General features: G+C 70.9%; 18 protein-coding genes and 1 tRNA gene. 13 read left to right on the top strand and 6 right to left on the bottom strand.

What is annotated here, in order from left to right; all coding sequences use genetic code 11:
• Positions 1–72: 72 nt before the first annotated feature.
• A tRNA-Ala gene (locus ACFCXS_RS11255) sits at positions 73–145 on the top strand.
• A 157-nt stretch (positions 146–302) separates the two neighbouring features.
• On the opposite strand, the gene ACFCXS_RS11250 is transcribed toward ACFCXS_RS11255, so the two are convergent.
• Entirely contained in the window at positions 303–1913 is a 1611-nt protein-coding gene (locus tag ACFCXS_RS11250) for an NADH-ubiquinone oxidoreductase-F iron-sulfur binding region domain-containing protein (protein WP_376642993.1), read from the bottom strand.
• A complete protein-coding gene (locus ACFCXS_RS11245; RefSeq protein WP_376642992.1) occupies positions 1910–3175 on the bottom strand; it encodes a cytochrome b/b6 domain-containing protein in 1266 nt (421 codons plus the stop codon). Before ACFCXS_RS11245 ends, ACFCXS_RS11250 begins: the two co-directional genes overlap by 4 nt.
• 468 nt (positions 3176–3643) lie before the next feature.
• Here ACFCXS_RS11245 and leuS point away from each other — a divergent pair, with 468 nt between their 5' ends.
• The 9 genes from leuS (at position 3644) to holA (ending at position 15586) form a co-directional block, all read left to right on the top strand.
• The gene (gene leuS, locus ACFCXS_RS11240) at positions 3644–6523 is read left to right on the top strand and encodes a leucine--tRNA ligase (protein ID WP_376642991.1); all 2880 of its coding nucleotides are present in this window, start codon (positions 3644–3646) and stop codon (positions 6521–6523) included.
• Positions 6524–6658: 135 nt separating this feature from the next.
• The gene (locus ACFCXS_RS11235; protein WP_376642990.1) at positions 6659–7444 is read left to right on the top strand and encodes a hypothetical protein; all 786 of its coding nucleotides are present in this window, start codon (positions 6659–6661) and stop codon (positions 7442–7444) included.
• A 72-nt stretch (positions 7445–7516) separates the two neighbouring features.
• Entirely contained in the window at positions 7517–8362 is an 846-nt protein-coding gene (locus tag ACFCXS_RS11230) for a DegV family protein (RefSeq protein ID WP_376642989.1), read from the top strand.
• Between the two features lie 119 nt (positions 8363–8481).
• Positions 8482–9741, top strand: a complete 1260-nt coding sequence (locus ACFCXS_RS11225; RefSeq protein ID WP_376642988.1) for a helix-hairpin-helix domain-containing protein — start codon at positions 8482–8484, stop codon at positions 9739–9741.
• On the top strand, positions 9738–12353 hold the full coding sequence (locus tag ACFCXS_RS11220; RefSeq protein WP_376642987.1) for a ComEC/Rec2 family competence protein: 2616 nt from the start codon (positions 9738–9740) through the stop codon (positions 12351–12353). The genes ACFCXS_RS11225 and ACFCXS_RS11220 overlap by 4 nt, the downstream gene beginning before the upstream one ends.
• Positions 12354–12357: 4 nt before the next feature.
• Positions 12358–13188 carry an arylamine N-acetyltransferase gene (locus tag ACFCXS_RS11215; protein ID WP_376642986.1) on the top strand — a complete coding sequence of 277 codons (831 nt, stop codon included), beginning with the start codon at positions 12358–12360 and terminating at the stop codon, positions 13186–13188.
• 173 nt (positions 13189–13361) lie between these two features.
• On the top strand, positions 13362–14243 hold the full coding sequence (locus ACFCXS_RS11210; RefSeq protein ID WP_376642985.1) for a YceI family protein: 882 nt from the start codon (positions 13362–13364) through the stop codon (positions 14241–14243).
• 38 nt (positions 14244–14281) lie between these two features.
• Positions 14282–14527: a hypothetical protein gene (locus tag ACFCXS_RS11205; RefSeq protein WP_248500542.1), complete on the top strand. Its 246-nt coding sequence runs from the start codon at positions 14282–14284 to the stop codon at positions 14525–14527.
• 69 nt (positions 14528–14596) lie between these two features.
• Entirely contained in the window at positions 14597–15586 is a 990-nt protein-coding gene (holA, locus tag ACFCXS_RS11200; protein ID WP_376642984.1) for a DNA polymerase III subunit delta, read from the top strand.
• 79 nt (positions 15587–15665) lie between these two features.
• Here holA and ACFCXS_RS11195 read toward each other — a convergent pair whose 3' ends face one another.
• The gene (locus ACFCXS_RS11195) at positions 15666–16091 is read right to left on the bottom strand and encodes a VOC family protein (protein WP_376642983.1); all 426 of its coding nucleotides are present in this window, start codon (positions 16089–16091) and stop codon (positions 15666–15668) included.
• A 100-nt stretch (positions 16092–16191) separates the two neighbouring features.
• On the opposite strand from ACFCXS_RS11195, the gene ACFCXS_RS11190 reads away from it, so the two are divergent.
• Entirely contained in the window at positions 16192–16587 is a 396-nt protein-coding gene (locus tag ACFCXS_RS11190) for a nuclear transport factor 2 family protein (RefSeq protein WP_376642982.1), read from the top strand.
• Positions 16588–16850: 263 nt separating this feature from the next.
• Here ACFCXS_RS11190 and rpsT read toward each other — a convergent pair whose 3' ends face one another.
• Positions 16851–17117 carry a 30S ribosomal protein S20 gene (rpsT, locus tag ACFCXS_RS11185; RefSeq protein ID WP_104780628.1) on the bottom strand — a complete coding sequence of 89 codons (267 nt, stop codon included), beginning with the start codon at positions 17115–17117 and terminating at the stop codon, positions 16851–16853.
• A 241-nt stretch (positions 17118–17358) separates the two neighbouring features.
• On the opposite strand from rpsT, the gene lepA reads away from it, so the two are divergent.
• Positions 17359–19227 (top strand): translation elongation factor 4, encoded by a 1869-nt coding sequence (lepA, locus tag ACFCXS_RS11180; protein WP_376642981.1) that lies wholly within the window; start codon positions 17359–17361, stop codon positions 19225–19227.
• A gap of 380 nt (positions 19228–19607) precedes the next feature.
• Complete coding sequence (locus tag ACFCXS_RS11175) at positions 19608–21479, top strand: AMP-dependent synthetase/ligase (RefSeq protein ID WP_376642980.1); 1872 nt, start codon at positions 19608–19610, stop codon at positions 21477–21479.
• 65 nt (positions 21480–21544) lie between these two features.
• Here ACFCXS_RS11175 and ACFCXS_RS11170 read toward each other — a convergent pair whose 3' ends face one another.
• On the bottom strand, positions 21545–22015 hold the full coding sequence (locus tag ACFCXS_RS11170; protein ID WP_376642979.1) for a two-component system response regulator: 471 nt from the start codon (positions 22013–22015) through the stop codon (positions 21545–21547).
• Positions 22012–25238 (bottom strand): HAMP domain-containing protein (locus tag ACFCXS_RS11165; RefSeq protein WP_376642978.1); only part of this gene is annotated, 3227 nt, incomplete at its 5' end. The genes ACFCXS_RS11165 and ACFCXS_RS11170, both read right to left, overlap by 4 nt.

The raw sequence follows: 25238 nt of genomic DNA, 5'->3' as shown, positions 1-25238 counted from the left end.
CGATTTGGTGTTGGGCCCGCAGGACCAGTAATGTTGGCGTCGCCGCCGGGGAAACCGGGCGGAACGCAGCAAGGGGCTATAGCTCAGTTGGTAGAGCGCCTGCATGGCATGCAGGAGGTCAGGAGTTCAATTCTCCTTAGCTCCACAGCAGATGAGAAGGCGGGCCATCCGATCGGATGGCCCGCCTTCTTGTCGTGCTCGCTGGGCTTGTCGTGCTCGTTGGGTTGGTCGTGCTGGGCGTGCTCGTCGTGCGTACGCGAACGGCGGGCTCCCCCTGGAGGGAAGCCCGCCGTGGGGTCCGCTCAGCGGCCGAGAGCGCGGCGGCCGCGGCCCTGGGAGAGGACCGGGAGGTTGCGGGACGGCGCGCCCGGCGCGCCCGACTCCTCGAGGCGCAGCGCCAGCGCCGGACAGCGGCGCACCGCGCGTAGAGCCTTGGCCTCGGCGTACCGCGGTACCTGCGCCTGCGCCACGGTCGGGAAGCCGTCGGCGCCCAGCTGGAACACCTCCGGGAGGATGTCCGCGCACAGGCCGTGGCCCCGGCACAGCGTCCAGTCGACGTAGATCTTCTGGCGGCTCGGGCCGTTCTCCTCGGACTCGCCGCCGCCCGGGATGCCCGTCGGGGCCCTGCCGCCCTCGAAGAGCGGCAGAACGCCCTCCACGGGCCGTCCGCAGCCGTTGCCCAGGACATGGGCGGCCAGGTCGTCCGTGAACGCCTTGATGGTCGACTCCAGGAACATCGCCGAGCCGTCCGGGTGCGAACACGCGCCGCGCCGCTTCACGTTCTTGGCGACCTGCTTGAGCGCCTCCAGGGCGGCCGGGCCGCCGCCGTTGAGGATGTCCTCCAGACCGCGCGCGGCGGCCGGCAGACCGAGGTAGCAGGGGCCGCACTGGCCCGCGCTCTCCTCGGCCAGCCACTGCGCCACCCGCAGCGACTCGCCCAGCGGGCAGGTGTCCTGAGTGATCGGCAGAATCGCGCCGGCGCCGAGCGCGCCGCCCACCGCGTCCAGCGAGTTGCGGGAGACGATCGCCTCGTTGACGGTCGCCGCGTCGATCCACTTGCCGTGGTAGCCGCCGGTGAGCACGCCCTGCGGTACCGGCGGCGCGCCGGCGAGCTGCAGGACGTAGCGCAACGGCACGCCCGTCGGGACCTCGATCACCATGGGGCGGGCGACCGCGCCGGAGACCGTGAGCATCACGGTGCCCGGCTCGTCGTACAGGCCGGTGTTGCCGTAGCGCTCGGGGCCGATGCGGGCGGCGATCGCCAGCTGGGCGAAGGTCTCGGCGTTGGAGAGCAGGGTGGGTGCGCCGCCGACGCCGTTCTGCGAGGCGCTGACCTTGCGGCCGGGCGGGACGGCCGGGCCGCCGTCGATCGAGCGGATCAGCGACGCGGCGGCACCGGTGACCATGCGGACCGGATTGCGCTGGACCCGCGCGCGCAGTGCCGAGCGGCGGCCGTTGCTGAGGCCGCGTTCGGCGAGCGCGGCCTCCATGGAGCGCTGGGTCGACTCACGGGTGACCCCCACCACGAGCGTGCGGGCACCCAGGGCCTCGGCGCACAGCAGGGCGCCGTCCAGGATGAGATGCGGGGCACGGTTGATCAGCACCGTGTCCTTGCGGCAGGCCGGCTCGTCCTCGCTGCCGTTCACGACGACGACCGGCCGGACGCCGCGCTTGATCGCCGCTTCGGCGACCGAGCGCAGCTTCTTGTGGAAGGGGAAGCCCGCGCCGCCGCGGCCCTTCAGGTTGATGCGTTCGGAGAGCTGCGCGAGCTGCTCACCGCCCATCGGCTCGAGCGGCCCGTGCACCTTGAGGTGCATGGGCAGATCGAGCCGATCGACAAGGTCGAAGCCCGACGTGAGCTGGGGAAGTCCGACCACGCGGACTTCGGGTACGTCGGGCAGGGCCTCGTTCACTTAAAGCCTCCGGAAGGCGTGTTCCAAGGTTCGCCCGATCCCGGTGCGTCGAAGTCGTAGGAAGCACCGGGATTTGTGTCAGTGGCGGGACCGCTGTTGTACGTGTCGTTCGGGTAGTACGTGTCGAAGGCGGCGTTCGTCTCACCCGTGTCGTACACGTCACTCGATCCGTAACCGGCGGTGCCTGGATTGCCGTAGCCCGGGATGCTTTGTCCGGTGTCCTGCAGGGGGTCGTAGGGCGGGATGTTGAAGCCCGTGTCCTGGAGCGGGTCGTAGGCGGACGGCGGGGCCTCGCCGACCGGTGGCGGGGACGGGATCGGCCAGTTGCCCGAGGTGCTGGAGGGGCCGTCCACGGTCGGGATGGTCTCGGTGGGCTGCATGTCCAGCGGCAGCTGCATGCTGGTGGTCGGCCCGGGTGCGAAGGCCTGGCGGCCCTGGGGCGGGCCCGAGACGGCCCGGTAGGCCGCGGCGAAGCCGTTCGCCGGTTCCTTGGCCGCGGGGCGTTCCGCCTTCTCGTAGAGCGGCCCCGACGGGGACGCCGCGCCGCGCGCGGAGGCGCCCCGGCCCTCCTGGTCGGGGAACGCGAAGCCGCTTCCCGCCCGGGCCCGGCTCTCCTCCAGATCCCTGCGCCCCTGGCTCTCGCCGGGGCCGATCATCGAGGCGATCTTGTCGGCGACCTGGCGCTTGACCTGGCGTGGAGCGGCGCGCAGGGCGAGCGCTCCGGCCACGCCGGCCAGGGACAGGCAGTACAGGATGACGAAGATCGGCTTGGCCGCGCGACCCGCGTAGAGCCCGTGGACCAGGGCGGCGCACCAGGCCGGGTAGGCCAGCATGTGCATGGCTCGCCAGCGGGCCGCCACGGGCGCCGGGGACGCGAAGCGGTTGCGCAGCACGCCGGTGATGCCCACGAAGATCATGAGCATGCCCGCCAGGGTGCCCAGGCCGATCAGGAAGGACCGGCCCGTGACCAGCTCGTCCTCGGTGAACAGCAGCCCGAAGGGGATCACCGCGGCGATCCACGAGGTGTGGGCAAGCGCCAGCTTCACGCCGATGTGCACCAGCAGGAAGACGATCGAGGCGACGGCCGTGGTCCGGTGCACGGCCTGCGCCAGGATGCGGCGGCGGGTGTCGAGCAGGACCCGGTCCTGGGCGACCAGCCCCCAGATCACCGAGCACGTCAGGCACACGAGGGACAGCACGCCCGCACCGAAGTTGAGGAACTCGGCGAACGAGTCGTCTGCCGTGGAGTCGTAGGGGTTCACGACAAGCCTCCCCACGTCCCGGTGAACGGGTGCAGGGAGGTGTTACTGCGATGAGGGTTCATGGGGGCAACTCCGAGCGGTTCGGGAAAGCAGCGGTCCCGGGCCGAACTCTAAGCGGAGTCATACCGATCAGTACGAGGTTTGAGTTATTGCGTTGTTATCAAAGGACAATATGGCTGTAGTGATGTCCCTTAGCTGCTGTTACGCGAAGTAACTATTGACCATGGTTCAGCTTTTGGGGGCGCGGACGGCCACCCGAAAGCTCGTCGCGGCACGCTGAGGGCCTGCGGTACCCTAGCGCCATGCGTGCCGTACGCCTTCTGCTTAGCGGGCCGCGCTGATCAGTCCCGGCCACCGGAGAAGTCGAGTGGCCGGCATCGGCGCGGCGTCCCCTCCTGTGTGAGGGGATTTTTCGTTTCTCGAACCAGACAGCCGCAGGCAGAGACGATCGATGGAGCTTTGAGGATCATGAGCGAGACGAACCCCGCCGCCACCTCCGAGGTGGCGGCGCCGCACCGCTACACGGCCGCCATGGCTGCCGAGATCGAGGCACGCTGGCAGGACTTCTGGGACGCCGACGGCACCTACGCCGCGCCCAACCCCAAGGGTGACCTGGCCGGGGACCGGGAGATCGTCGCTCGCCCCAAGAAGTTCATCATGGACATGTTCCCGTACCCCTCCGGTGCGGGCCTGCACGTCGGCCACCCCCTGGGCTACATCGCCACGGACGTCTTCGCCCGCTTCCAGCGGATGACCGGCCACAACGTCCTGCACACCCTGGGCTTCGACGCCTTCGGCCTGCCCGCCGAGCAGTACGCGGTGCAGACCGGCACGCACCCGCGCGTGTCCACCGAGGCCAACATGGAGAACATGAAGTCCCAGCTGCGCCGGCTGGGCCTGGGCCACGACAAGCGCCGGTCGTTCGCCACGATCGACCCGGACTACTACAAGTGGACCCAGTGGATCTTCCTGCAGATCTTCAACTCCTGGTACGACCACGACGCCCGCCGGGCCCGCCCGATCGCCGAGCTGGTCGCCGAGTTCGAGTCCGGTGAGCGGCCCGTACCGGGGCACACGCGCGCGTGGAGCGAGCTGAGCGCCGCCGAGAAGGCCGACGTCCTGGGCGAGTTCCGGCTGGCCTACGCCTCCGACGCGCCGGTCAACTGGTGCCCCGGCCTGGGCACCGTGCTGGCCAACGAGGAGGTCACCGCCGAGGGCCGCTCCGAGCGCGGCAACTTCCCGGTCTTCAAGGCCAAGCTGCGCCAGTGGAACATGCGCATCACGGCCTACGCCGACCGGCTGCTGGAGGACCTGGACGCGCTGGACTGGCCCGAGGCCATCAAGCTGCAGCAGCGCAACTGGATCGGCCGCTCCGAGGGCGCCCGCGTCGACTTCCCCATCGACGGCGAGCGCATCACCGTCTTCACCACCCGCCCCGACACCCTGTTCGGCGCCACCTACATGGTGCTGGCGCCCGAGCACCCGCTGGTCGAGAAGTTCACCCCGGCCGCCTGGCCGGAGGGCACCCACGAGGTGTGGACCGGCGGCCACGCGTCCCCCGGTGAGGCCGTCGCCGCCTACCGCGCGCAGGCCGCCTCGAAGTCCGACGTCGAGCGGCAGGCCGAGGCCAAGGACAAGACCGGCGTCTTCATCGGCGCGTACGCGACCAACCCGGTCAACGGCGAGCAGGTCCCGGTCTTCATCGCCGACTACGTGCTGATGGGCTACGGCACCGGCGCGATCATGGCCGTGCCGGCCGGCGACCAGCGCGACTTCGAGTTCGCGCGCGCCTTCGAGCTGCCGGTCCACTGCATCGTCGAGCCGACCGACGGCCGCGGCACGGACACCTCGACCTGGGAGAACGCCTTCTCGTCGTACGACGCGAAGATCATCAACTCCTCGAACGACCAGGTGAGCCTGGACGGCCTGGGCGTCGCCGAGGCCAAGGCACGCATCACCGAATGGCTGGAGAGCAGGGGCGTCGGCGAGGGCACCGTCAACTTCCGGCTGCGCGACTGGCTGTTCAGCCGCCAGCGCTACTGGGGCGAGCCCTTTCCGATCGTCTACGACGAGGACGGCATCGCCCACGCGCTGCCCGAGTCGATGCTGCCCCTGGAGCTGCCCGAGGTCGAGGACTACTCACCGCGCACCTTCGACGCGGACGACGCCGACACCCAGCCCGAGACCCCGCTGTCGCGCAACGAGGACTGGGTCAACGTCACCCTGGACCTGGGCGACGGCCGCGGCCCGCGCGCGTACCGGCGTGAGACCAACACCATGCCCAACTGGGCCGGTTCCTGCTGGTACGAGCTGCGCTACCTGGACCCGCACAACTCCGAGAAGCTGGTCGACCCCGAGATCGAGCAGTACTGGATGGGCCCGCGCGAGGGGCAGCCGCACGGCGGTGTCGACCTGTACGTCGGTGGCGCCGAGCACGCCGTGCTGCACCTGCTGTACGCGCGCTTCTGGTCCAAGGTCCTGTTCGACCTGGGGCACGTCTCGTCCGCCGAGCCGTTCCACAAGCTGTTCAACCAGGGCATGATCCAGGCCTACGTCTACCGCGACAGCCGCGGCATCGCCGTGCCGGCCGCCGAGGTGGAGGAGCGCGACGGTGCCTACTGGTACCAGGGCGAGAAGGTCTCCCGGCTGCTGGGCAAGATGGGCAAGTCCCTGAAGAACGCCGTCACTCCGGACGAGATCTGCGCCGAGTACGGGGCCGACACGCTGCGCCTGTACGAGATGGCCATGGGCCCGCTGGACGTCTCCCGCCCCTGGGACACGCGCGCGGTGGTCGGCCAGTTCCGGCTGCTGCAGCGGCTGTGGCGCAACATCGTCGACGAGGCGACCGGCGAGGTGACCGTCGTCGACGCCGAGCCCGACGAGGAGACGCTGCGCGCCCTGCACAAGGCGATCGACGGGGTCGGCGGCGACCTGGAGGGCATGCGGTTCAACACCGCCATCGCCAAGGTCACCGAGCTGAACAACCACCTGACCAAGGCGGGCGGCGTCGTGCCCCGCTCGGTCGCCGAACCGCTGGTGCTGATGGTGGCGCCGCTGGCCCCGCACATCGCCGAGGAACTGTGGCGCAGGCTGGGGCACGCCGACTCGGTGGTGCACCGGGACTTCCCGGTGGCCGACCCGGCGTACGTCGTCGACGAGACGGTGACCTGTGTCGTGCAGATCAAGGGCAAGGTCAAGGCGCGGCTGGAGGTCGCGCCGTCGATCTCCGACGACGAGCTGGAGAAGGTCGCGCTGGCCGACGAGAAGGTCGTCGCCGCGCTGGGCGGCGCCGGGATCCGGAAGGTGATCGTGCGCGCGCCGAAGCTGGTGAACATCGTTCCGGCCTAGCCGCCAGGCGTACGGCTGCTCTCGGGGTGGTCCCCTACGGGCAGGTTCGGGGTTTTTCTGGAACTCCGGACCTGCCCGTTGCGTTTACCGTGGAAGAGCGACGCGAGGCGCCGTGACGTCTGAGGAGGAGCCCTTGTGGAAGCAGTGATCGCAGTCTTCGCCCTGCTCTTCGTGCTCTTTCTCGGGCTCGGGGCGTACGCCACCGTGAAGGCGGTCGGCGCCGCCAAGCGTGGTGTGGACCGCGGCATCACCCAGGCCCGCCGCACGGTCGAGGACCACACACTGCGCGCCAAGTCCTTCGCCCAGCCCGGCGCCCCGGGGGAAATCGCCCAGCTCCGGCTGAAGCTGCGGACCTCGATGCGCGCCACCCAGGACGCCTTGCACGCGGCCGTCGCCGAGGACGAGTCCCTGAAGGAGTCCGTCGGCCTCTTCGAACGACTCAGCGCGCACGGACACGAGCTGGACGGCGAGCTCAAGCGTCTGGAGTCCGAGCCGGACCGCGCCGCGCTCAGCGAGCGGCTGCCCGGGCTGCGCGAGCGCACCGAACGCATCACGCACTCCGCGGACTCGCTGCGCTGGGCGGCCCGCGACCGGGCCCGCCGCTTCGCCGACGACGACCTGGACACCCTCAGCGCCCAGATCGACCTGGAGTCCGGCGCACTGCGGCACTGGACGGAGCCGGAGCCGGAGCCGCGGTCCGCGCAGCAGCCGGCGCCCTCCCGGCGGCCTGGCTCGCCGCCGCCCGCGACCTCGCCCTGGCCCGCGGCGCCCGCCGCCGACGCCGGCACGGCCGGGCAGACCTGGTCGGACAGCGCGCAGCCGGGCCCGGCGCGGGAACCGGCACGGCCCGCCATCACTCCGCCGGGACCACGCCTGACCCACCCCTGGCAGAAGAAGCCCCGTCCCGAGAGCACCACTTGAACCGGCCACCCGCACCGCAGGGTGCAGGGCCCGGGCTGCCACACGAGCGCTACGGCAGGTAACCTCCAGCTCATGTCCCGCCATGTCGCGATCGTCACCGATTCAACGGCCTACCTGCCGACCCGGACGATGGAGCGTCACGGCATCACAGCGGTACCGCTGACGGTGGTCCTCGGTGACCGGGCGCTGGAGGAGGGCACCGAGATCTCGACCCGCGCCCTCGCCCAGGCTTTGCAGAAGCGGCGCTCCGTGACGACGTCGCGGCCCGCTCCCGCGGTCTTCGAGGAGACCTACCGCAAGGTCGCCGAGTCCGGCGCCACCGGCATCGTCTCCCTCCATCTCTCCGCCGAACTGTCCGGCACCCACGACGCGGCGCTCGTGGCCGCACGGCAGGCGCCGGTGCCGGTGCGGGTGGTGGACACCGGCATGATCGCCATGGCGCTCGGTTTCTGCGCGCTGTCCGCGGCGGAGGCCGCGGAGTCGGGCGGGACGGTCGACGAGGCCGTCGCGGCAGCGGAGAAGAGAGCCGCGGGCACCTCCGCCTACTTCTACGTCGACACCCTCGACTACCTGCGGCGGGGCGGCCGTATCGGTGCCGCGCAGGCGCTGCTGGGCTCGGCGCTCGCGGTGAAGCCGCTGCTGCAACTGGCCGACGGCCGTATCGAACCCTTGGAGAAGGTGCGGACCGCGTCCAAGGCGATCGCCCGCCTCGAGGAGATCGCGGCCGACCGTGCGGGCAGCGCACCGGTGGATGTCGCAGTCCACCATCTCGCCGCCCCGGACCGGGCGTCGGCTCTCGCCGACCGATTGCGGACACGGGTGTCAGGGCTGGCCGATCTGTATGTCAGCGAGGTCGGGGCGGTGATCGGGGCGCACACGGGGCCCGGGCTGCTGGGAGTCGTGATTTCGCCCCGGTGAACGTTGCTGCGGGAGTCCGGCCGCTCGTGTGAGTGACGGAGTTGTCCACAACCGGGGCCCTGTCCCCGGGAATTGACCAAGATCATCGCGGGTCGGGCGAAGTGGCCGATCCTCGTCGCATGGCACTTCGATCACGTTCACGCACAGCGACCGCGACCAGTGGGCCGGGCCGTGGGCCGGCGTCCGACGGGCGCGTCCGTCATCACCGCCGCCCGCCGGTCGCACGCGGGCGGGCCCGGCAGCGTCATGCCTCGGCGGAGGAACTGCAGCGGCGCGCGGGGGTGCTGTTCGGCGAACCCGGAAGGCCCGCAGGGTCTCCCGGGCGGGCCGAGCCGGTCGAACCGGCCGGGGAGCGGCGGGAGTCGGGGCAGGGGCCGCCGGGCTCCGCCGGCCTCGACGAGAATGCGCGAGGGCGTGGTGGCCGCGCGGCGGTCGCGGAGCCGGTGACCGGTTTCCCCGAGGCGTACGGCGGACTCCCTCAGCCGGGGAGCGCTTTCCCCGAGGCGTACGGCGGACTCCCTCAGCCGGAGAGCGCTTTCCCCGAACGGGAGGGCGAGGACGTCCGCGCGGGTGCGGGCGACTGGCGGGAGCGGGCCGGTCTGGCGCTGCGGGAGCGCATGCCGCTGTGGATGCAGTCCAGGTGCGGTCTGGAGCGGCGGAGTGTGCTGGCCCTGACGGTGGTGCTCGTCGTCGCGGCGGCATTCGCCGTGCAGCACTTCTGGACGGGACGGACCCAGTCCGTGCGGCCACCGGAGGTGGTGCGGGCGGCGATGCCGTACGGCGAGCGGCAGGAGAGCGGGCCGGCCGGACAGCAGGGCGGCCCCGGTGCCGCCGGTGCTTCCTCCGGTGCGGGTGCGTCTTCCGCGGCTTCGTCCGGGTCCGCGAAGGCGGGGGCGGGAGAGATCGTCGTGGACGTCGGCGGCAAGGTCCGGGAGCCGGGGATCCACCGGCTGCCGCCCGGCTCGCGGGTGGCGGACGCGCTGCACGCGGCGGGCGGGGTGAAGCCGGGCACGGACACCGACGGGCTCAACCGCGCCCGGTTCCTCGTGGACGGCGAGCAGGTGATCGTCGGGGGACCGGCTGCCGCAGGCGGACCAGGGGTGGGCGGTACGCCTCCCGGCGGCCCGCCCGGTGCCGCGGCCGGGGGCGCGGCGGGTGGGGCGGCGGGTGGGGCGGCCGCACCGGCGGCCCCGGTCTCCCTCAACACGGCCACCGCCGACCAGCTCGACACGCTGCCGGGCGTCGGCCCGGTGCTGGCGCAGCACATCATCGACTACCGCACGCAGCACGGCGGTTTCCGCTCCGTGGACGAGCTGCGCGAGGTGAACGGCATCGGCGACCGCCGCTTCGCCGACCTGCGCGACCTCGTACGGCCATGAGGAGCCTCCCCGGCCCGCCCGGGCAGGACGAGGCCGTGGCCGGGCTCGATCCCGCGCGGTCGTCCGTGCACGCGTCCTCCGGCACACGTCTGGGCACGGCCCGCCCACGCCAGGAGGGCCCGACGGACCTGCGGCTCGTGCCGCCCGCCCTCGCGGCCTGGGGCACGGCGGCGCTGGTGCTTGACGCCTCGCCCCAGTGGACCGTCGGCATCGTGATCGGCTGTCTGGTGACCGTCGGAGCGCTGTCCTTCGCCCGGAGGCGCCGGGCCGCAGCATGGCCGCGCGCCACGCTCGCCGCCCTGCTGCTGTGCGTCGCCGGGGCCGCCGCCTCGGCCGGGCTGCACGGGGCGGATCTGCGCCGGGGGCCCGTGCCCGGCCTGGCGCGGGAGTTCGCGACGGTGACCGCCGAGGTCGAGCTCACGTCCGATCCCCGGCTCACCCGGCCGAAGGTCAGCGGCGACCACATGGCTCCGACGGCCGTGCTGATCGACGCCGACGTGCTGCGCGTCCACGAGGCGGGCGGCACGTCGGTGACCACACGGACACCGGTGCTGATGATCGTGGACGTGGGCGCGGCACCACGCGGCCGGCCGGCCGGCGGGCGGCAGCGGTCGCCATGGCTCGGGCTGCTGCCGTCGACGCGGCTGCGGGTCGATGCGCGGCTGGCGCCCGCGATGACGGGCGGCGACCGGGTCGCGGCAGTGCTGCGCGTGCGGGAACCGGGCGAACCGGACGTGGTGCGAGGGCCCTCGGGACCACAGCGGCTCGCCGGGCGACTGCGCGCCGGGCTGCGGGAGGCGACCGACGGGCTGCCCGCGGACGCCAGGGCGCTGCTGCCGGGCCTGGTGGTCGGGGACACCTCGCGGATCACACCCGAGCTGGAGGAGGCCTTCAAGGAGACCGATCTCACGCACACCCTGGCCGTCTCCGGGGCCAACTTCACGATCCTCCTCGCGCTGCTGCTCGGGCCGCCGGGCCTGGCGCAGCACGTCGAGCGGCGGGGGCTCGCGCCCCGGCTGGGTGTGTCACTGCGCGGGACGGCCGTGCTCGGCGGTGTGCTCTCACTCGGGTTCGTCGTGGTGTGCAGACCGGATCCGAGTGTGGTGCGGGCCGCCGCCTGCGGAGCCGTGGCCCTGCTCGCCCTGGCGACCGGCCGCCGCAGGTCGATGATCCCGGCGCTGGCGACGGCCGTACTGCTGCTGGTGCTGTACGACCCGTGGCTGGCGCGCAGTTACGGGTTCCTGCTCTCCGTCGTCGCGACCGGGGCCCTGCTCACGCTCGCGCCGCGCTGGAGCGCCGGGCTGCGACGGCGGGGGGTGCCGCCGAGGTGGTCCGAGGCCCTGGGTGCCGCCGCAGCCGCGCAGGCCCTGTGCGCGCCCGTCGTCGCCGTGCTGTCGGCGCGGGTGAGTCTGGTGGCGGTGCCGTGCAATCTGCTCGCGGAGTTCGCGATCGCGCCGGCGACCGTGCTGGGGTTCGCGGCGCTGGCCACGGCGCCGGTGGCGATGCCGGTGGCCAAGGCCCTGGCGTGGTGCGCGCACTGGCCCGCCGGGTGGATCGCGGGGATCGCCCGGACCGGGGCGGCACTGCCGGGCGGGGGAGTGGACTGGCCGGGCAGCTGGACGGGCGCGGCGCTGCTGCTGGCCGTGATCCTCGCCCTGGTGCTCGTCGGACGACGGGTGCTCGGGCATCCCTGGTGGTGCGGGGTCTGCGGAGTGCTGCTGCTTCTGGTGGTGGTGCAGCCGCCACCCCTGACCCGGGTGGTGACGGGCTGGCCGCCGCCGGGGTGGCGGCTGGTGATGTGTGACGTGGGGCAGGGTGACGCCCTGGTGCTGGCGGCGGGCGAGGGGGCCGGAGTGGTGGTGGACACGGGGCCCGATCCGCGGCTCGTCGACCACTGTCTGCGCTCACTGGGCATCAACAGGATCCCGCTCGTCGTGCTCACCCACTTCCACGCCGATCACGTGGCGGGTCTGCCCGGGGTGCTGCGTGGCCGGGCGGTGGGCGCGATCGAGACGACGGGGCTGGAGGAGCCCGCCGAGCAGGCCGCGTTCGTGCGGAGACTGGCGGCGGCGCGGAGGATTCCCGTGACGCGGGCGGCGGTCGGGGAGCAGCGGCGCACGGGGGAGTTGTCCTGGCAGGTGGTCTGGCCGCCCCCGAGACCGCCCCTGGACTCGCCGCCGGAATCGTTGCCGGGGGCGCCTGCGAGAGTGCTTCCGGGGATGCTTCCGGCCCACCCCGTGCCGGAGGGGCCGAACGACGCCAGCGTCGCCCTGCTGGTCCGCTCGGCCGGACTGCGTCTGCTCCTCCTCGGGGACCTGGAGCCCCCGGCGCAGAGGGCCCTGGCGCGCTCGCCGGCGGCCGAGGTGCTGGAGGGTGTGGACGTGCTGAAGGTCGCCCACCACGGCTCGGCCTATCAGGACCCGGGCCTCATACGCCGGGCGGCCCCGCGACTGGCCCTCATCTCCTGCGGCGAGGACAACTCGTACGGGCACCCGGCACCGGGCACGGTGGCGGCGCTGCGTGCCGGGGGCGCGGCGGTGCTGCGGACGGACCGGGACGGCGCGCTCGCGGTCACAGGAGGCGGCGGCGAGCTGAGGGTGGCGCGAGACTGAGGGCATGAACTCAAGCCAGGTTGATGCCTATCTGCGCCGGCTGGGAGCCGAGCACCCGGCGTGGCCCACCGTCGACGCGCTGCGCGAACTGCACCTGCGGCACCTGCGGGCCGTGCCGTTCGAGAACCTCTCGATCCATCTGGGCGAGGAGATCGTGCTGGAGGAGAAGCGGCTGCTGGACAAGGTGGTGGGCGCGCGGCGGGGTGGGTTCTGCTACGAACTCAACGGTTCCTTCGCTGCGTTGCTCGCGGCACTCGGGTACGACGTGGCACTGCTGGGGGCGCGGGTGTACGGGGACGAGGGGCGGCTCGGGATCCCGTACGACCATCTGGCGCTGAGGGTGCGGACGGTGGACGGGGGTGACTGGCTGGCCGATGTCGGGTTCGGGGCGCACAGCCACCTGCCGCTGGCGTTCGGAGACCGGGGGGAGCAGGAGGACCCGGCAGGCACGTTCCGGATCGTCGAGGCCGGGCTGGACGCGGCCGGGGTGCGCGGTGGGCACGGCACGGTGGAGGCCGCGGACCTGGACGTGTTCCGGGACGGCAGAGCGCAGTACCGCCTGGAGGTGCGTCCTCGGGCGCTCGGCGACTTCGTGGCCGGGGCGTGGTGGCACAGCACGTCGCCGGTGTCGCATTTCACGCGGTCGCTGGTGTGTTCGCTGGTGACGGAGGAGGGAGGGCGGATCACGCTCAGCGGGCGCCGGCTCACGGTGACCGCGGCCGACGGCACGCGGGAGGAGAGGGAGCTGGGCACGGACGAGGAGGTGCTCGGGGTGTACCGGGAGCGGTTCGGGATCGAGCTCGACAGGGTGCCGGTGTCGCGAAATCCTGCGTAGGAGTCAATTCCGGCCACACGGGGCTACTCAACCGTAGTACCAGCACATCTGCTGGATTCCCGTGATGTGGTCCCGTGTTGCCTCGAAAGCCTCATGGGTGGTCGAATGCATCTTCGGCACGTGTGATCAACAGTGATCAACAGGCGATTTCGAGTCACTCAGAGGAGCCGTGGATGATCGGCCGCTGGCGGGCAAGCCGCACCGACCGGGTGCACCGGACGAGTCCCCTGGCGGCGGTGCCGACACCGCCGAGCGCGGGGGTCCTGGCCTGCCGGGTGCTGGACCCGGTCAACGAGCCGGTCCGGCACGCGGAGTTCGCGGTCACGGACTCCGTGGGGCGGCCGGTCGTCAGCGGCGGAGCGGATCCGTACGGGTCGTTCGTGACGACGGTGCCCGCGGGGGAGTACCGGCTCGCGGTGTCGGCGGAGGGTTACACGCCCTACCGGGCGACGACGCAGGTCGCCGAGAACGCGCTCGCGTCCCTGGGGGACGTGACGCTGCAGGTGGCCCGGCCGCCGGAGCTTCCCGACGCCGGTGACTGGGAGATCGAGTCGGCGCACTCCTCGATCGCTTTCACCGCGCGGCACATCGGACTGGCCCGCATCCACGGGCAGTTCAAGTCGTTCGCCGGGGTGATACGGGTCGCCGATCCGGTGGAGCGGTCGGCGATGCACGTGGTGATCGACGCGGCGTCCATCGACACCAACATGCGGATGCGTGACGACCATCTGCGCTCGGCGGACTTTTTGGACATCGAGAGGTTCCCGACGCTGGAGTTCTACAGCGACCGGTTCGTGCACAAGGGCGGCAACCGTTGGGCCGTGACGGGGGCGCTGTCGCTGCACGGCGTGACACGGACGGTCACGCTGGACACGGAGTACCTGGGGCTGGGCAACGGCATGGAGGGCGAGGTGCGGGCGGCCTGCCGGGCCACGACCGAACTGCACCGGGACGACTTCACGGTGAGCTGGCAGACCATGCTGGCGCGCGGCATCGCGGTGGTGGGGCCGAGCATCAGGGTCGACCTCGATGTGCAGATCGTCCACAAGGGCTGAGCGATCCGGCCACGAGGCGGTGTCGGACAATGTCCGGCGTGAGTGATGTGCGACATGTGCTGGTGCTGCCCGACCGTGATGCCGCGGAAGAGGTGGTGGAGGCGCTGCGGGAGCGGTTCGGGGTCGTGGAGGAACCGCAGCTGGTGCGGGACGCGCTGGCCGGCGAGGACGACGCCGAGGACGCGCAGTGGCTGGTCGTCCTGCGCGACGAGGACGAGCGGCTGGATCCCGGGGAGCTGGACCGGCTGGCCGGTGAGTGGGAGGGCTGGCGGGAGGAACCGTAGGCATCCGGTACGCAGTGGCGCGTGGGATGCCGGGGGCCGCTGTCAGTGGCGCGTGGGATGCTTGGGGCGATGGCCAGGAAGACTGCGAATGACGACCTCCTCGCCCCAGTGACGCTCGCCGTGGGCCAGGAGGAGCTGCTCCTCGACCGTGCCGTGCAGGAAGTGGTGGCAGCGGCGAAGGCCGCCGACGCCGACACGGACGTACGGGACCTGACCCCGGACCAGTTGCAGCCCGGCACGCTCGCCGAGCTGACCAGCCCGTCGCTCTTCGCGGAGCGCAAGGTCGTGGTCGTACGCAACGCGCAGGATCTGTCGGCCGACACGGTCAAGGACGTGAAGGCGTACCTCGGGGCACCGGCCGAGGAGATCACCCTCGTGCTGCTGCATGCCGGCGGGGCGAAGGGCAAGGGGCTGCTCGACGCGGCGCGCAAGGCCGGGGCCCGTGAGGTGGCCTGCCCGAAGATGACGAAGCCGGCGGACCGGCTGGCGTTCGTGCGGGGCGAGTTCAGGACGACGGGGAGGTCCGCCACACCGGAGGCGTGCCAGGCGCTCGTCGACGCGATCGGCAGTGATCTGCGGGAGCTGGCCTCGGCTGTGTCGCAACTGGTCGCGGACGTCGAGGGGACGATCGACGAGGCGGTCGTCGGGCGGTACTACACGGGGCGGGCCGAGGCGTCGAGCTTCACGGTCGCCGACCGGGCGGTCGAGGGGCGTGCCGCGGAGGCCCTGGAGGCGTTGCGCTGGTCGCTGGCGACGGGGGTCGCGCCGGTGCTCATCACGAGCGCTCTCGCGCAGGGCGTCCGGGCGATCGGGAAGCTGTCGTCCGCGCGCGGGGGGCGCCCCGCGGACCTCGCGCGGGAGCTGGGCATGCCGCCGTGGAAGATCGACCGGGTGCGGCAGCAGATGCGGGGCTGGACCCCGGACGGGGTGTCGGTCGCGCTGCGGGCCGTGGCCGAGGCGGACGCGGGGGTGAAGGGCGGGGGCGACGATCCCGAGTACGCCCTGGAGAAGGCCGTGGTCACCATCGCCCGAGCGGCGCGCTCCCGAGGCCGGGGCTAACCGTGAGAAGGTCGAGCGGCTCGCCCCGGGGCCGGGGCTGGTCGGCAGGAGACCGCGGCTCGCTCCCGGGGCCCAGGCGTCAGAAGACCGGCTCCCCCATGCCCAGCAGGTTGCCCTCGCTGTCGTGGAACCAGGCGCCGCGTTCGCCCCGGGCGCCCTTGCTCGGGTAGTTCCCCTCGATCTCGGCGATGCCGCCCCGTGTGCGGAACCCGGGGGCGTCGACCTCCTCGAAGACCACCCCGCGGCGCTTCAGCGCGGCGACGGCCGCGTCGAGGTCCACGACCTCCAACGCCATCTGCGTGAAGGTGCCGGGGGAGGCTCCCGTCGAGCGGAACAGGACGAACTCCGCGCCGCCGCACCGGTAGAGCAGTCCGCCGGGGCGTTCGTCCACGGGATCCAGTCCCAGTTTCTCCGAGTAGAAGCGCCGCGCCCGCTCCAGGTCCTGGGCGGGGAGCCTGGTCGCGGCGCGGACCGGAACCGGTGCCTCGGTGTCGTGTGCGTCCATCTCTCCACTGTGCCGTGATCGAGTCGCCCTCTTCCTGCCGAAGAGGAGAATCAGATGTGTCAGCCGTACGTCGCCGAGCGATGGAGAGGTGGCGAGGGTCATGGCTGAACACCCGCACGCTGCGCTGGTCCGCAAGGGATTCGAGGCCTTCTCGCGCGGTGACATGGACACCCTGCGGGAACTGATCGCCAAGGACGCGACGCATCACGTGCCCGGCAGTCACCCGCTCTCGGGTGACTTCAAGGGCCAGGACGCGATCATGGACATGTACCGGCGGCTCGGCGAGGAGACCGCCGGGTCGATGCGTCTGGAGATGCTCGGGATCGCCGTCGACGGACGGGGCCACGCGGTCGGCATGTGCAGGTTCACAGCCGAGCGGCAGGGCAGGAAGCTGGACGACACGGGCTGCATCGTCTTCCGGATCGTCGGAGACAAGGTCACCGACCTCGACGAATGCGTCGAGGACATCGACAAGAACAACGAGTTCTGGTCCTAGGACACGGACCGGGCAGGTACTCCGCTCCGGGTCCTGGGACACGGACCGGGCAGGTACTCCGCTCCGGTACACCGGCGGTACCGCGGGAGACAGCCCGAAGGCCCCGCCGGCCGTCCTGGGGAAGGACGGAAGGCGGGGCCTTCGGTTCGAGCTGCTGGATCCGCGCCCGCGTGGCGAACGCAGGCCGCGCGCGGATCCGGGGGTGCCGGACGGGAGCGGATGAGAGAGGGCCCGCTCGATTCCCTCCGGCGTCACATCAGATGTCAGCCCTTGAGCGCGTCGACCTTCGAAGCAAGCGCCGACTTCTTGTTGGCGGCCTGGTTCTTGTGGATGACGCCCTTCGAGACGGCCTTGTCGAGCTGACGCGCGGCGACGCGCTGGTACTCGGTGGCCTTCTCGGCGTCACCCGCGGCAGCAGCCTCACGGGCCTTGCGGATCGCGGTCTTGAGGGAGGACTTGACGGCCTTGTTGCGCAGCCGCGCCTTCTCGTTGGTCTTGATCCGCTTGATCTGGGACTTGATGTTCGCCACGAATGAGCCTTCTCAGGTTCTGGCACGAGGCCGCACGGTGACCGCACGATTCCCGTACCGGGTGATTTCTTGGGGTCGTACCTCCTGCGAGAGGGCACGAGGCACAGCCACTCAGGCTACCAGCGGCCCCTCTCGCGGCCCAAACCCGTCCATGGTCCCCACCCGTGGGACCATGGAGGCTACGTATCGATCCGACCCGAGACCGCAGACACTGCGGACGCCTCAAGAATCAGGACCCTGCGTGCCCGCGATCCCCAGCCACGTGCCCGAGCCGAGCCGTACCGACCCGGCTCTGATCCGCAACTTCTGCATCATCGCGCACATCGACCACGGCAAGTCCACGCTCGCCGACCGGATGCTCCAGCTGACCGGAGTGGTCGAGCAGCGGCAGATGCGCGCCCAGTACCTCGACCGCATGGACATCGAGCGCGAGCGTGGCATCACGATCAAGTCACAGGCGGTGCGTCTGCCGTGGGCTCCCACCCACGACAAGAACGACACGCACATCCTCAACATGATCGACACCCCCGGGCACGTCGACTTCACCTACGAGGTCTCCCGGTCGCTCGCCGCGTGCGAGGGGACCATCCTCCTGGTCGACGCCGCCCAGGGCATCGAGGCGCAGACCCTCGCCAACCTCTACCTGGCGATGGAGAACGACCTCAAGATCATCCCGGTGCTGAACAAGATCGACCTGCCGGCGGCGCAGCCCGAGAAGTTCTCCGAGGAGCTCGCCAACCTGGTCGGGTGCGACCCCGACGACGTGCTCAAGGTGTCCGCCAAGACGGGTCTGGGCGTCGAGGCGCTGCTCGACAAGGTCGTCGCGGAGATCCCCCCGCCGGTCGGTGTCGCGGACGCGCCCGCCCGCGCGATGATCTTCGACTCGGTCTACGACTCCTACCGCGGTGTCGTGACGTACGTCCGTGTCATCGACGGCCAGCTCAACAAGCGCGAGCGCATCCGGATGATGTCCACCGGCGCCACGCACGAGCTGCTGGAGATCGGCACCAACTCGCCCGAGATGCTGTCGGCCGACGGCCTCGGCGTCGGCGAGGTGGGCTACCTCATCACCGGCGTGAAGGACGTCCGCCAGTCCAAGGTCGGTGACACCGTCACCAGCCAGCACAAGGGCGCCGAGGAGGCGCTCGGCGGCTACAAGGACCCCAAGCCGATGGTGTTCTCCGGCCTCTACCCGCTGGACGGCTCGGACTACCCGGAGCTGCGCGAGGCCCTGGACAAGCTCCAGCTCAACGATGCCGCGCTGGTCTACGAGCCGGAGACCTCCGCGGCCCTCGGCTTTGGTTTCCGCGTCGGCTTCCTCGGCCTGCTGCACCTGGACGTGATCCGCGAGCGGCTGGAGCGCGAGTTCGGGCTCGACCTGATCGCCACCGCGCCGAACGTGGTCTACCGCGTCCTCATGGAGGACGGCACCGAGCACACCGTCACCAACCCGAGCGAGTTCCCCGAGGGCAAGATCTCGGAGGTCTACGAGCCGGTCGTGCGGGCCACCATCCTGGCGCCCAGCGAGTTCATCGGCTCGATCATGGAGCTGTGCCAGACCCGGCGCGGCACCCTGCTCGGCATGGACTACCTCTCCGAGGACCGGGTCGAGATCCGCTACACCCTGCCGCTCGCGGAGATCGTCTTCGACTTCTTCGACCAGCTGAAGTCCAAGACCCGCGGCTACGCCTCGCTCGACTACGAGCCCACCGGCGAGCAGACCTCCAGCCTGGTCAAGGTCGACATCCTGCTGCACGGCGACAAGGTCGACGCCTTCTCGGCGATCACCCACAAGGACGCCGCGTACGCCTACGGTGTCCGGCTCGTCGCCAAGCTGCGCGAGCTCATCCCGCGGCAGGCCTTCGAGGTGCCCATCCAGGCCGCCATCGGCTCCCGGGTCATCGCCCGCGAGACCATCCGCGCCATCCGCAAGGACGTCCTCGCCAAGTGCTACGGCGGTGACATCTCCCGTAAGCGGAAGCTGCTGGAGAAGCAGAAGGAGGGCAAGAAGCGGATGAAGATGGTGGGTTCCGTGGAGGTTCCGCAGGAGGCCTTCATCGCCGTCCTGTCGAGTGATGACAGCGCGGGGTCGGGCAAGGGCAAAAAGTGACCTCGGTTTGAGAGCTAAGGGCCCGTCGCGCATGAGTTGCGGCGGGCCCTTGGTGAGCGAGTAGCTCTCTGTACGAATTGAACCCTCCCCCACCGAAGCGTGGGGATTCCTGGCTCACGCTGCTCAGCCGCTCGGCGAACGGTTGAGTCTTCCGCGATCAACACCAGCCGGGTTGGAACCAGCCCGGTTGAGGCAGCGTACCCGGTGGGCAGGTGGAGAATCCGGGGATTCGCGAGATCGCATGCCGTGGCCTCTTACGCAGGGGCCGGTCGCCCTTTACTCTGATCCCTGCTCGATAGTTACTCGCGAGTTAAACAAGGGCTCGCGAGTGAACCCAGCCGCACCTGAGCCAGCCGCACGCCGCGGGCCCGGAGGATGTCGTGAGCGACACACAGACCCTGATCGAGAACCGTCCGCCGTCCGTGGCGGGCCTCTTCCTGGAGCGCGTGGCGGCCACGCCGGATGCCGAGGCCTATCGGTATCCGGTCCCGTCGGCGGGCCAGGGGCCGGACGAGTGGAAGTCACTGACCTGGGCGCAGTCCGCCGAGCGGGTCTACGCCATCGCCGCGGGACTGATCGAGCTGGGCGTGCAGCCGGAGCAGCGCGTCGCCCTCGCCGCCGGCACCCGGCTGGAGTGGATCCTCGCCGACCTCGGCATCATGTGCGCCGGAGCGGCCACGACCACGGTGTACCCGCAGACCAACGCCGACGAGTCGGCGTACATCCTGTCGGACTCCGAGAGCCGGGTGCTGATCGCGGAGAACGCCGAGCAGCTGGCCAAGGCCCGGGAGAAGCGCGCCGAGCTGCCCGAGCTGACGCATGTCGTGGTGATCGACGGGGCCGGTGTCGAGACCGCCGACTGGATCCTCACCCTGGACGAGCTGGAGAAGCGCGGCGCGGCCCGGCTGGAGAAGGACCCCGACCTGATCAAGGAGCGGGTCGGCGCGATCGCCAAGGACCAGCTGGCCACCCTCATCTACACCTCCGGAACCACGGGCCGCCCCAAGGGCGTGCGCCTGCCGCACGACAACTGGTCGTACATGGCGAAGGCGATCGCCGCGACCGGGCTGGTCAGCGGCGAGGACGTGCAGTACCTGTGGCTGCCCCTCGCCCACGTCTTCGGCAAGGTGCTGACCTCCGGGCAGATCGAGGTCGGGCACGTCACCGCCGTGGACGGCCGGGTCGACAAGATCATCGAGAATCTGCCGGTGGTGCAGCCGACGTACATGGCGGCCGTGCCGCGCATCTTCGAGAAGGTGTACAACGGCGTGGCCGCGAAGGCCCGCGCCGGCGGCGGCGCCAAGTACAAGATCTTCCAGTGGGCCGCCGAGGTGGCCCGCGAGTACGCCAAGGTCTCCCAGGACAACTTCCGGAGGACCGGCACCGCGTCCGTGCCGTTCGGTCTCGGCGCGAAGCACAAGGTCGCCGACGCGCTGGTGTTCGCCAAGATCAAGGAGGCGTTCGGCGGGAACCTGCGGGCCTGCGTCTCCGGTTCGGCGGCGCTGGCACCCGAGATCGGGTACTTCTTCTCCGGCGCCGGCATCCACATCCTGGAGGGCTACGGCCTGACCGAGTCCTCGGCCGCGTCCTTCGTGAACCCGGGGGAGGCCTACCGCACCGGCACGGTCGGCAAGCCGCTGCCCGGCACGGAGGTGCGGATCGCCGACGACGGGGAGATCCTGCTGCGCGGCCCGGGCATCATGGAGGGCTACCACAAGCTGCCCGAGAAGACCGCCGAGGTGCTGGAGTCGGACGGCTGGTTCCACACCGGGGACATCGGGGAGCTGTCGCCCGACGGGTACCTGCGCATCACCGACCGCAAGAAGGACCTCATCAAGACCTCGGGCGGCAAGTACATCGCCCCGGCGGAGGTCGAGGGACAGTTCAAGGCGGTGTGCCCGTACGTGTCCAACATCCTGGTGCACGGGGCCGACCGGAACTTCTGCACGGCGCTCATCGCGCTCGACGAGGTCGCCATCGCCGAGTGGGCCAAGGACAACGGGCTGGAGGGCAAGTCGTACGCGGAGATCGTGGCGGCGCCGCAGACCGTGGAGATGGTCGACGGCTATGTGAAGCAGCTCAACGAGGGGCTTCAGCGGTGGCAGACCATCAAGAAGTTCCGGCTGCTGCCGCGTGACCTCGACGTCGAGCACGGGGAGATCACGCCGAGTCTGAAGCTGAAGCGGCCTGTTGTGGAGCGGGAGTACAAGCACCTGATCGAGGAGATGTACGACGGGTCCCGCGAGGCGTAGGGGGCCGTGGGGGCTGTGGGGCGGCTGCGGGCCCGTTGTGGCTTGTCGCGCAGTTCCCCGCGCCCCTAAGGGGCGTCACCCACGCGGCGTTTCAAGTCCTGGATCTCCGTCCTGAGGCGTTCCACCTCTCTTCCCTTGCGGTAGAGGTCCAGGAAGACGCTGACCTTGGCCCTGAGCACCCACGGGTCGAAGGGCTTGGTCACGTAGTCGGCGGCGCCGGTCGCGTAGCCGCGGAAGGCGTAGCCGGCGTCGTCGTCCGCGCCGGTGAGGAAGATGATCGGGACGTCCCGGGTCTGGTCGAGGCGTTTGATGTGGGCGGCCGTCTCGAAGCCGTCCATGCCGGGCATGCGGATGTCGAGCAGAACCAGGGCGATGGGCTGCCGCAGCAGGGCCTTCATCGCCTCCTCGCCCGAACGGGCGCGCAGCAGCGGCTCGTTGAGGGAGGCGAGGACGGCCTCCAGGGCGGTCAGGTTGTCCTCCATGTCGTCGACCAGGAGGATTCCGGCGCGTTCGGGGTGGGTGGGCGTGCCGCTCATGCCTCTTCTCCCGTGCCCTCGGGGTCCAGCAGTGCGCACACGACCGTCAGCAGGCCGTCGATGTCCACCGGCTTGGGTACGTAGTCGTTGGCCCCGCGGGCGATGGACTTCTCCCGGTCGCCGGGCATCGCCTTGGCGGTCAGTGCCACGATCGGCAGGCCCGACCAGCGGGGTGTGCGGCGGATCGCGGAGATGGTCTCGTAGCCGTCCATCTCCGGCATCATGATGTCCATCAGGACCAGTTCGACGTCCGCGCTGCGCTCCAGCGTCTCGATGCCCTCGCGGCCGTTCTCCGCGTAGAGCACGGTCATGCCGACCCGGCCCAGGACATGGGTGAGGGCGAAGACGTTGCGGATGTCGTCGTCGACGATCAGCACCCGCCGCCCGGCGAGGATCCGGCCCGGCCGGCCGGACGTCCACGCCTCCAGCTTCGTCGGCGACGGCCAGGCGTCGTCCGTGTCGTGCGTGACCGGGAAGGACCCGCTGCCCGGCCGGAGGGGCAGCGGCAGGTCGGCGCGGTCCTCGGGCACCGGTGCGGGCGCGGTGTGTTCCTCCTGCACGGGTGCCGGCTCGGTGTGTTCCGCGGGCACGGGTGCGGGCTCGGTGTGTCCGGGGCTGACGACCGGCACGTACAGGGTGAACCTGGAGCCCTTCCCGGGTTCGCTCTCCGCGACGATCCGGCCGCCGAGCAGGCCCGCGATCTCCCGGCTGATGGACAGGCCGAGGCCGGTCCCGCCGTACTTGCGGTTGGTGGTGCCGTCGGCCTGCTGGAACGCTTCGAAGATCACCGGGAGTTTCTCCGACGCGATCCCGATGCCGGTGTCGGACACGGCGAACGCGATGACGTCGTCGGTGCCCCGGACTCCCGCGCCCTCGGTCTCTTCCCCGCTCTCGGCTTCGCCCGGGCGCGTGGACCCCCATGCGGGCGGGGACCCCCTTCGGCGCTCGGCGTCCTGCACCCGGTCCACCCGCAGCTCGACCCTGCCGGACGCGGTGAACTTGATCGCGTTGGAGAGGAGGTTGCGGAGGATCTGCTGGAGCCGCTGTTCGTCCGAGTACATCTCGCGCGGTACGCCCTCGCCGACCGCCACTTCGAAGGCCAGCCCCCGGTCCAGGGTGAGCGGGCGGAACGTGGCGTGGACGTAGTCGAGCAGCTTGATGAGCGGGAGCCGCTTGGGGCGTACGTCCATCCGGCCGGCCTCGATCTTCGACAGGTCCAGGATGTCGTTGATCAGCTGCAGGAGGTCCGAGCCCGAGCGGTGGATGGTCGTGGCGAACTGCACCTCCTGGTCGGAGAGACGGCCGTCCGGGTTGTCGGAGAGCAGCCGGGCCAGGATCAGCAGCGAGTTCAGCGGCGTACGCAGCTCGTGGGACATGTTGGCCAGGAACTCCGACTTGTACTGCGAGGAGGTGGCCAGCAGGGCGGCCTTCTCCTCCAGTTCGGCGTTGGAGCGCTGCAACTCGCCCTGCTGTTTCTGAAGTTCGTCCGAGCGCTCCTGGAGCTGCATGGCCAGGCGCTGGGACTCGCCGAGCAGGGACTCCGTGCGGGAGTTGGCGATGATCGTGTTGATGGCGACGCCGATGGTGTTGACGAACTGGTCGAAGAACGCCAGGTGGACGTCGGAGAAGCGGGAGAACGAGGCGAGTTCGATGACACCGAGCAGCTTGTCCTCGAAGAGGATCGGGATGATGACGATGGTGGTCGGGGCCGCTTCGCCCAGACCACTGTTGATCTTGATGTAGTCGGGCGGGGCGCCTTCCACCAGGATCCGCTTCTTCTCCCGGGCCGCCTGCGCGACCAGGCCGTGCACCGGCAGACCGCCGGTCTCCACGGTCGCGTCCTGGGCGGCGCCGTACCCGGCGATGAAGGCGAGCCCCTTGGCCGGGGCCGCCGCCCCGTCCTCGTCCGGGTCGGCCAGGTAGAACGCGCCGTACTGGGCGTTCACCAGCGGGGTCAGCTCGCGGAGTATCAGGTCGGCGACCTCCATCAGGTCCCGGTGGCCCTGCATCAGGGCGGCGAGCCGGGCCAGGTTGGACTCCAGCCAGTCCTTCGCGCGGGTCGTCTCGCGCAGGTTGGCCACCATCAGGTTGATGTTGTCCTTCAGCTCGGCGACCTCGCCCTGTGTCTCCACGGTGATCGAGCGGGACATGTCGCCCTGGGCCACCGCGGAGGCGACCTCGGCGATGGCGCGGACCTGGGTGGTGAGGTTGGACGCGAGTTCGTTGACGTTCGTCGTCAGGCGCTTCCAGGTGCCGTAGACGCCCTCGACGCGGGCCTGGCCGCCCAGTCGGCCCTCGGAGCCGACCTCGCGGGCGACGCGTGTGACCTCGGAGGAGAAGGAGGACAGGGTGTCGACCATGGTGTTGATCGTGGTCTTCAGCTCGAGGATCTCGCCGCGCGCGTCCACGTCGATCTTCCGGGACAGGTCGCCCTGCGCCACGGCCGTCGCGACCTGGGCGATGTTGCGCACCTGGGAGGTGAGGTTGTCGGCCATGTAGTTGACGTTGTCCGTCAGGTCCCGCCAGACGCCGGACACGCCCAGCACCTGGGCCCGGCCGCCGAGCCGCCCGTCGGTGCCGACCTCGCGGGCGACCCGTGTCACCTCGTCGGCGAAGGCGCGCAGCTGCTCCACCATCGTGTTGACGGTGTCCTTGAGTTCGAGGATCTCGCCGCGCGCGTCGACCGTGATCTTCTTCGAGAGGTCGCCGTTGGCGACGGCCGTCGTCACCTGGGCGATGTTGCGGACCTGCGAAGTCAGGTTCAGTGCCATGAAGTTGACGTTGTCGGTGAGGTCCTTCCAGACGCCCGACACGCCCCGCACCTGCGCCTGGCCGCCGAGGTTGCCTTCCGTGCCGACCTCGCGGGCGACGCGGGTGACTTCGTCGGCGAAGGCGGAGAGCTGGTCGACCATCGTGTTGATCGTGGACTTCAGCTCCAGGATCTCGCCCTTGGCCTCCACGGTGATCTTCTTGCCCAGGTCGCCCTGGGCGACGGCGGTGGAGACGAGCGCGATGTTGCGCACCTGGGAGGTGAGGTTGTCCGCCATGAAGTTGACGTTGTCGGTGAGGTCCTTCCAGACGCCCGACACGCCCCGCACCTGGGCCCGGCCGCCGAGGTTGCCCTCGGTGCCGACCTCGCGGGCGACGCGGGTGACTTCGTCGGCGAAGGCGGAGAGCTGGTCGACCATCGTGTTGATCGTGGACTTCAGCTCCAGGATCTCGC

Source organism: Streptomyces sp. NPDC056373, from assembly GCF_042262425.1.
Lineage (GTDB): Bacteria > Actinomycetota > Actinomycetes > Streptomycetales > Streptomycetaceae > Streptomyces.
This window is presented reverse-complemented; position numbering and strand designations above follow the sequence as displayed.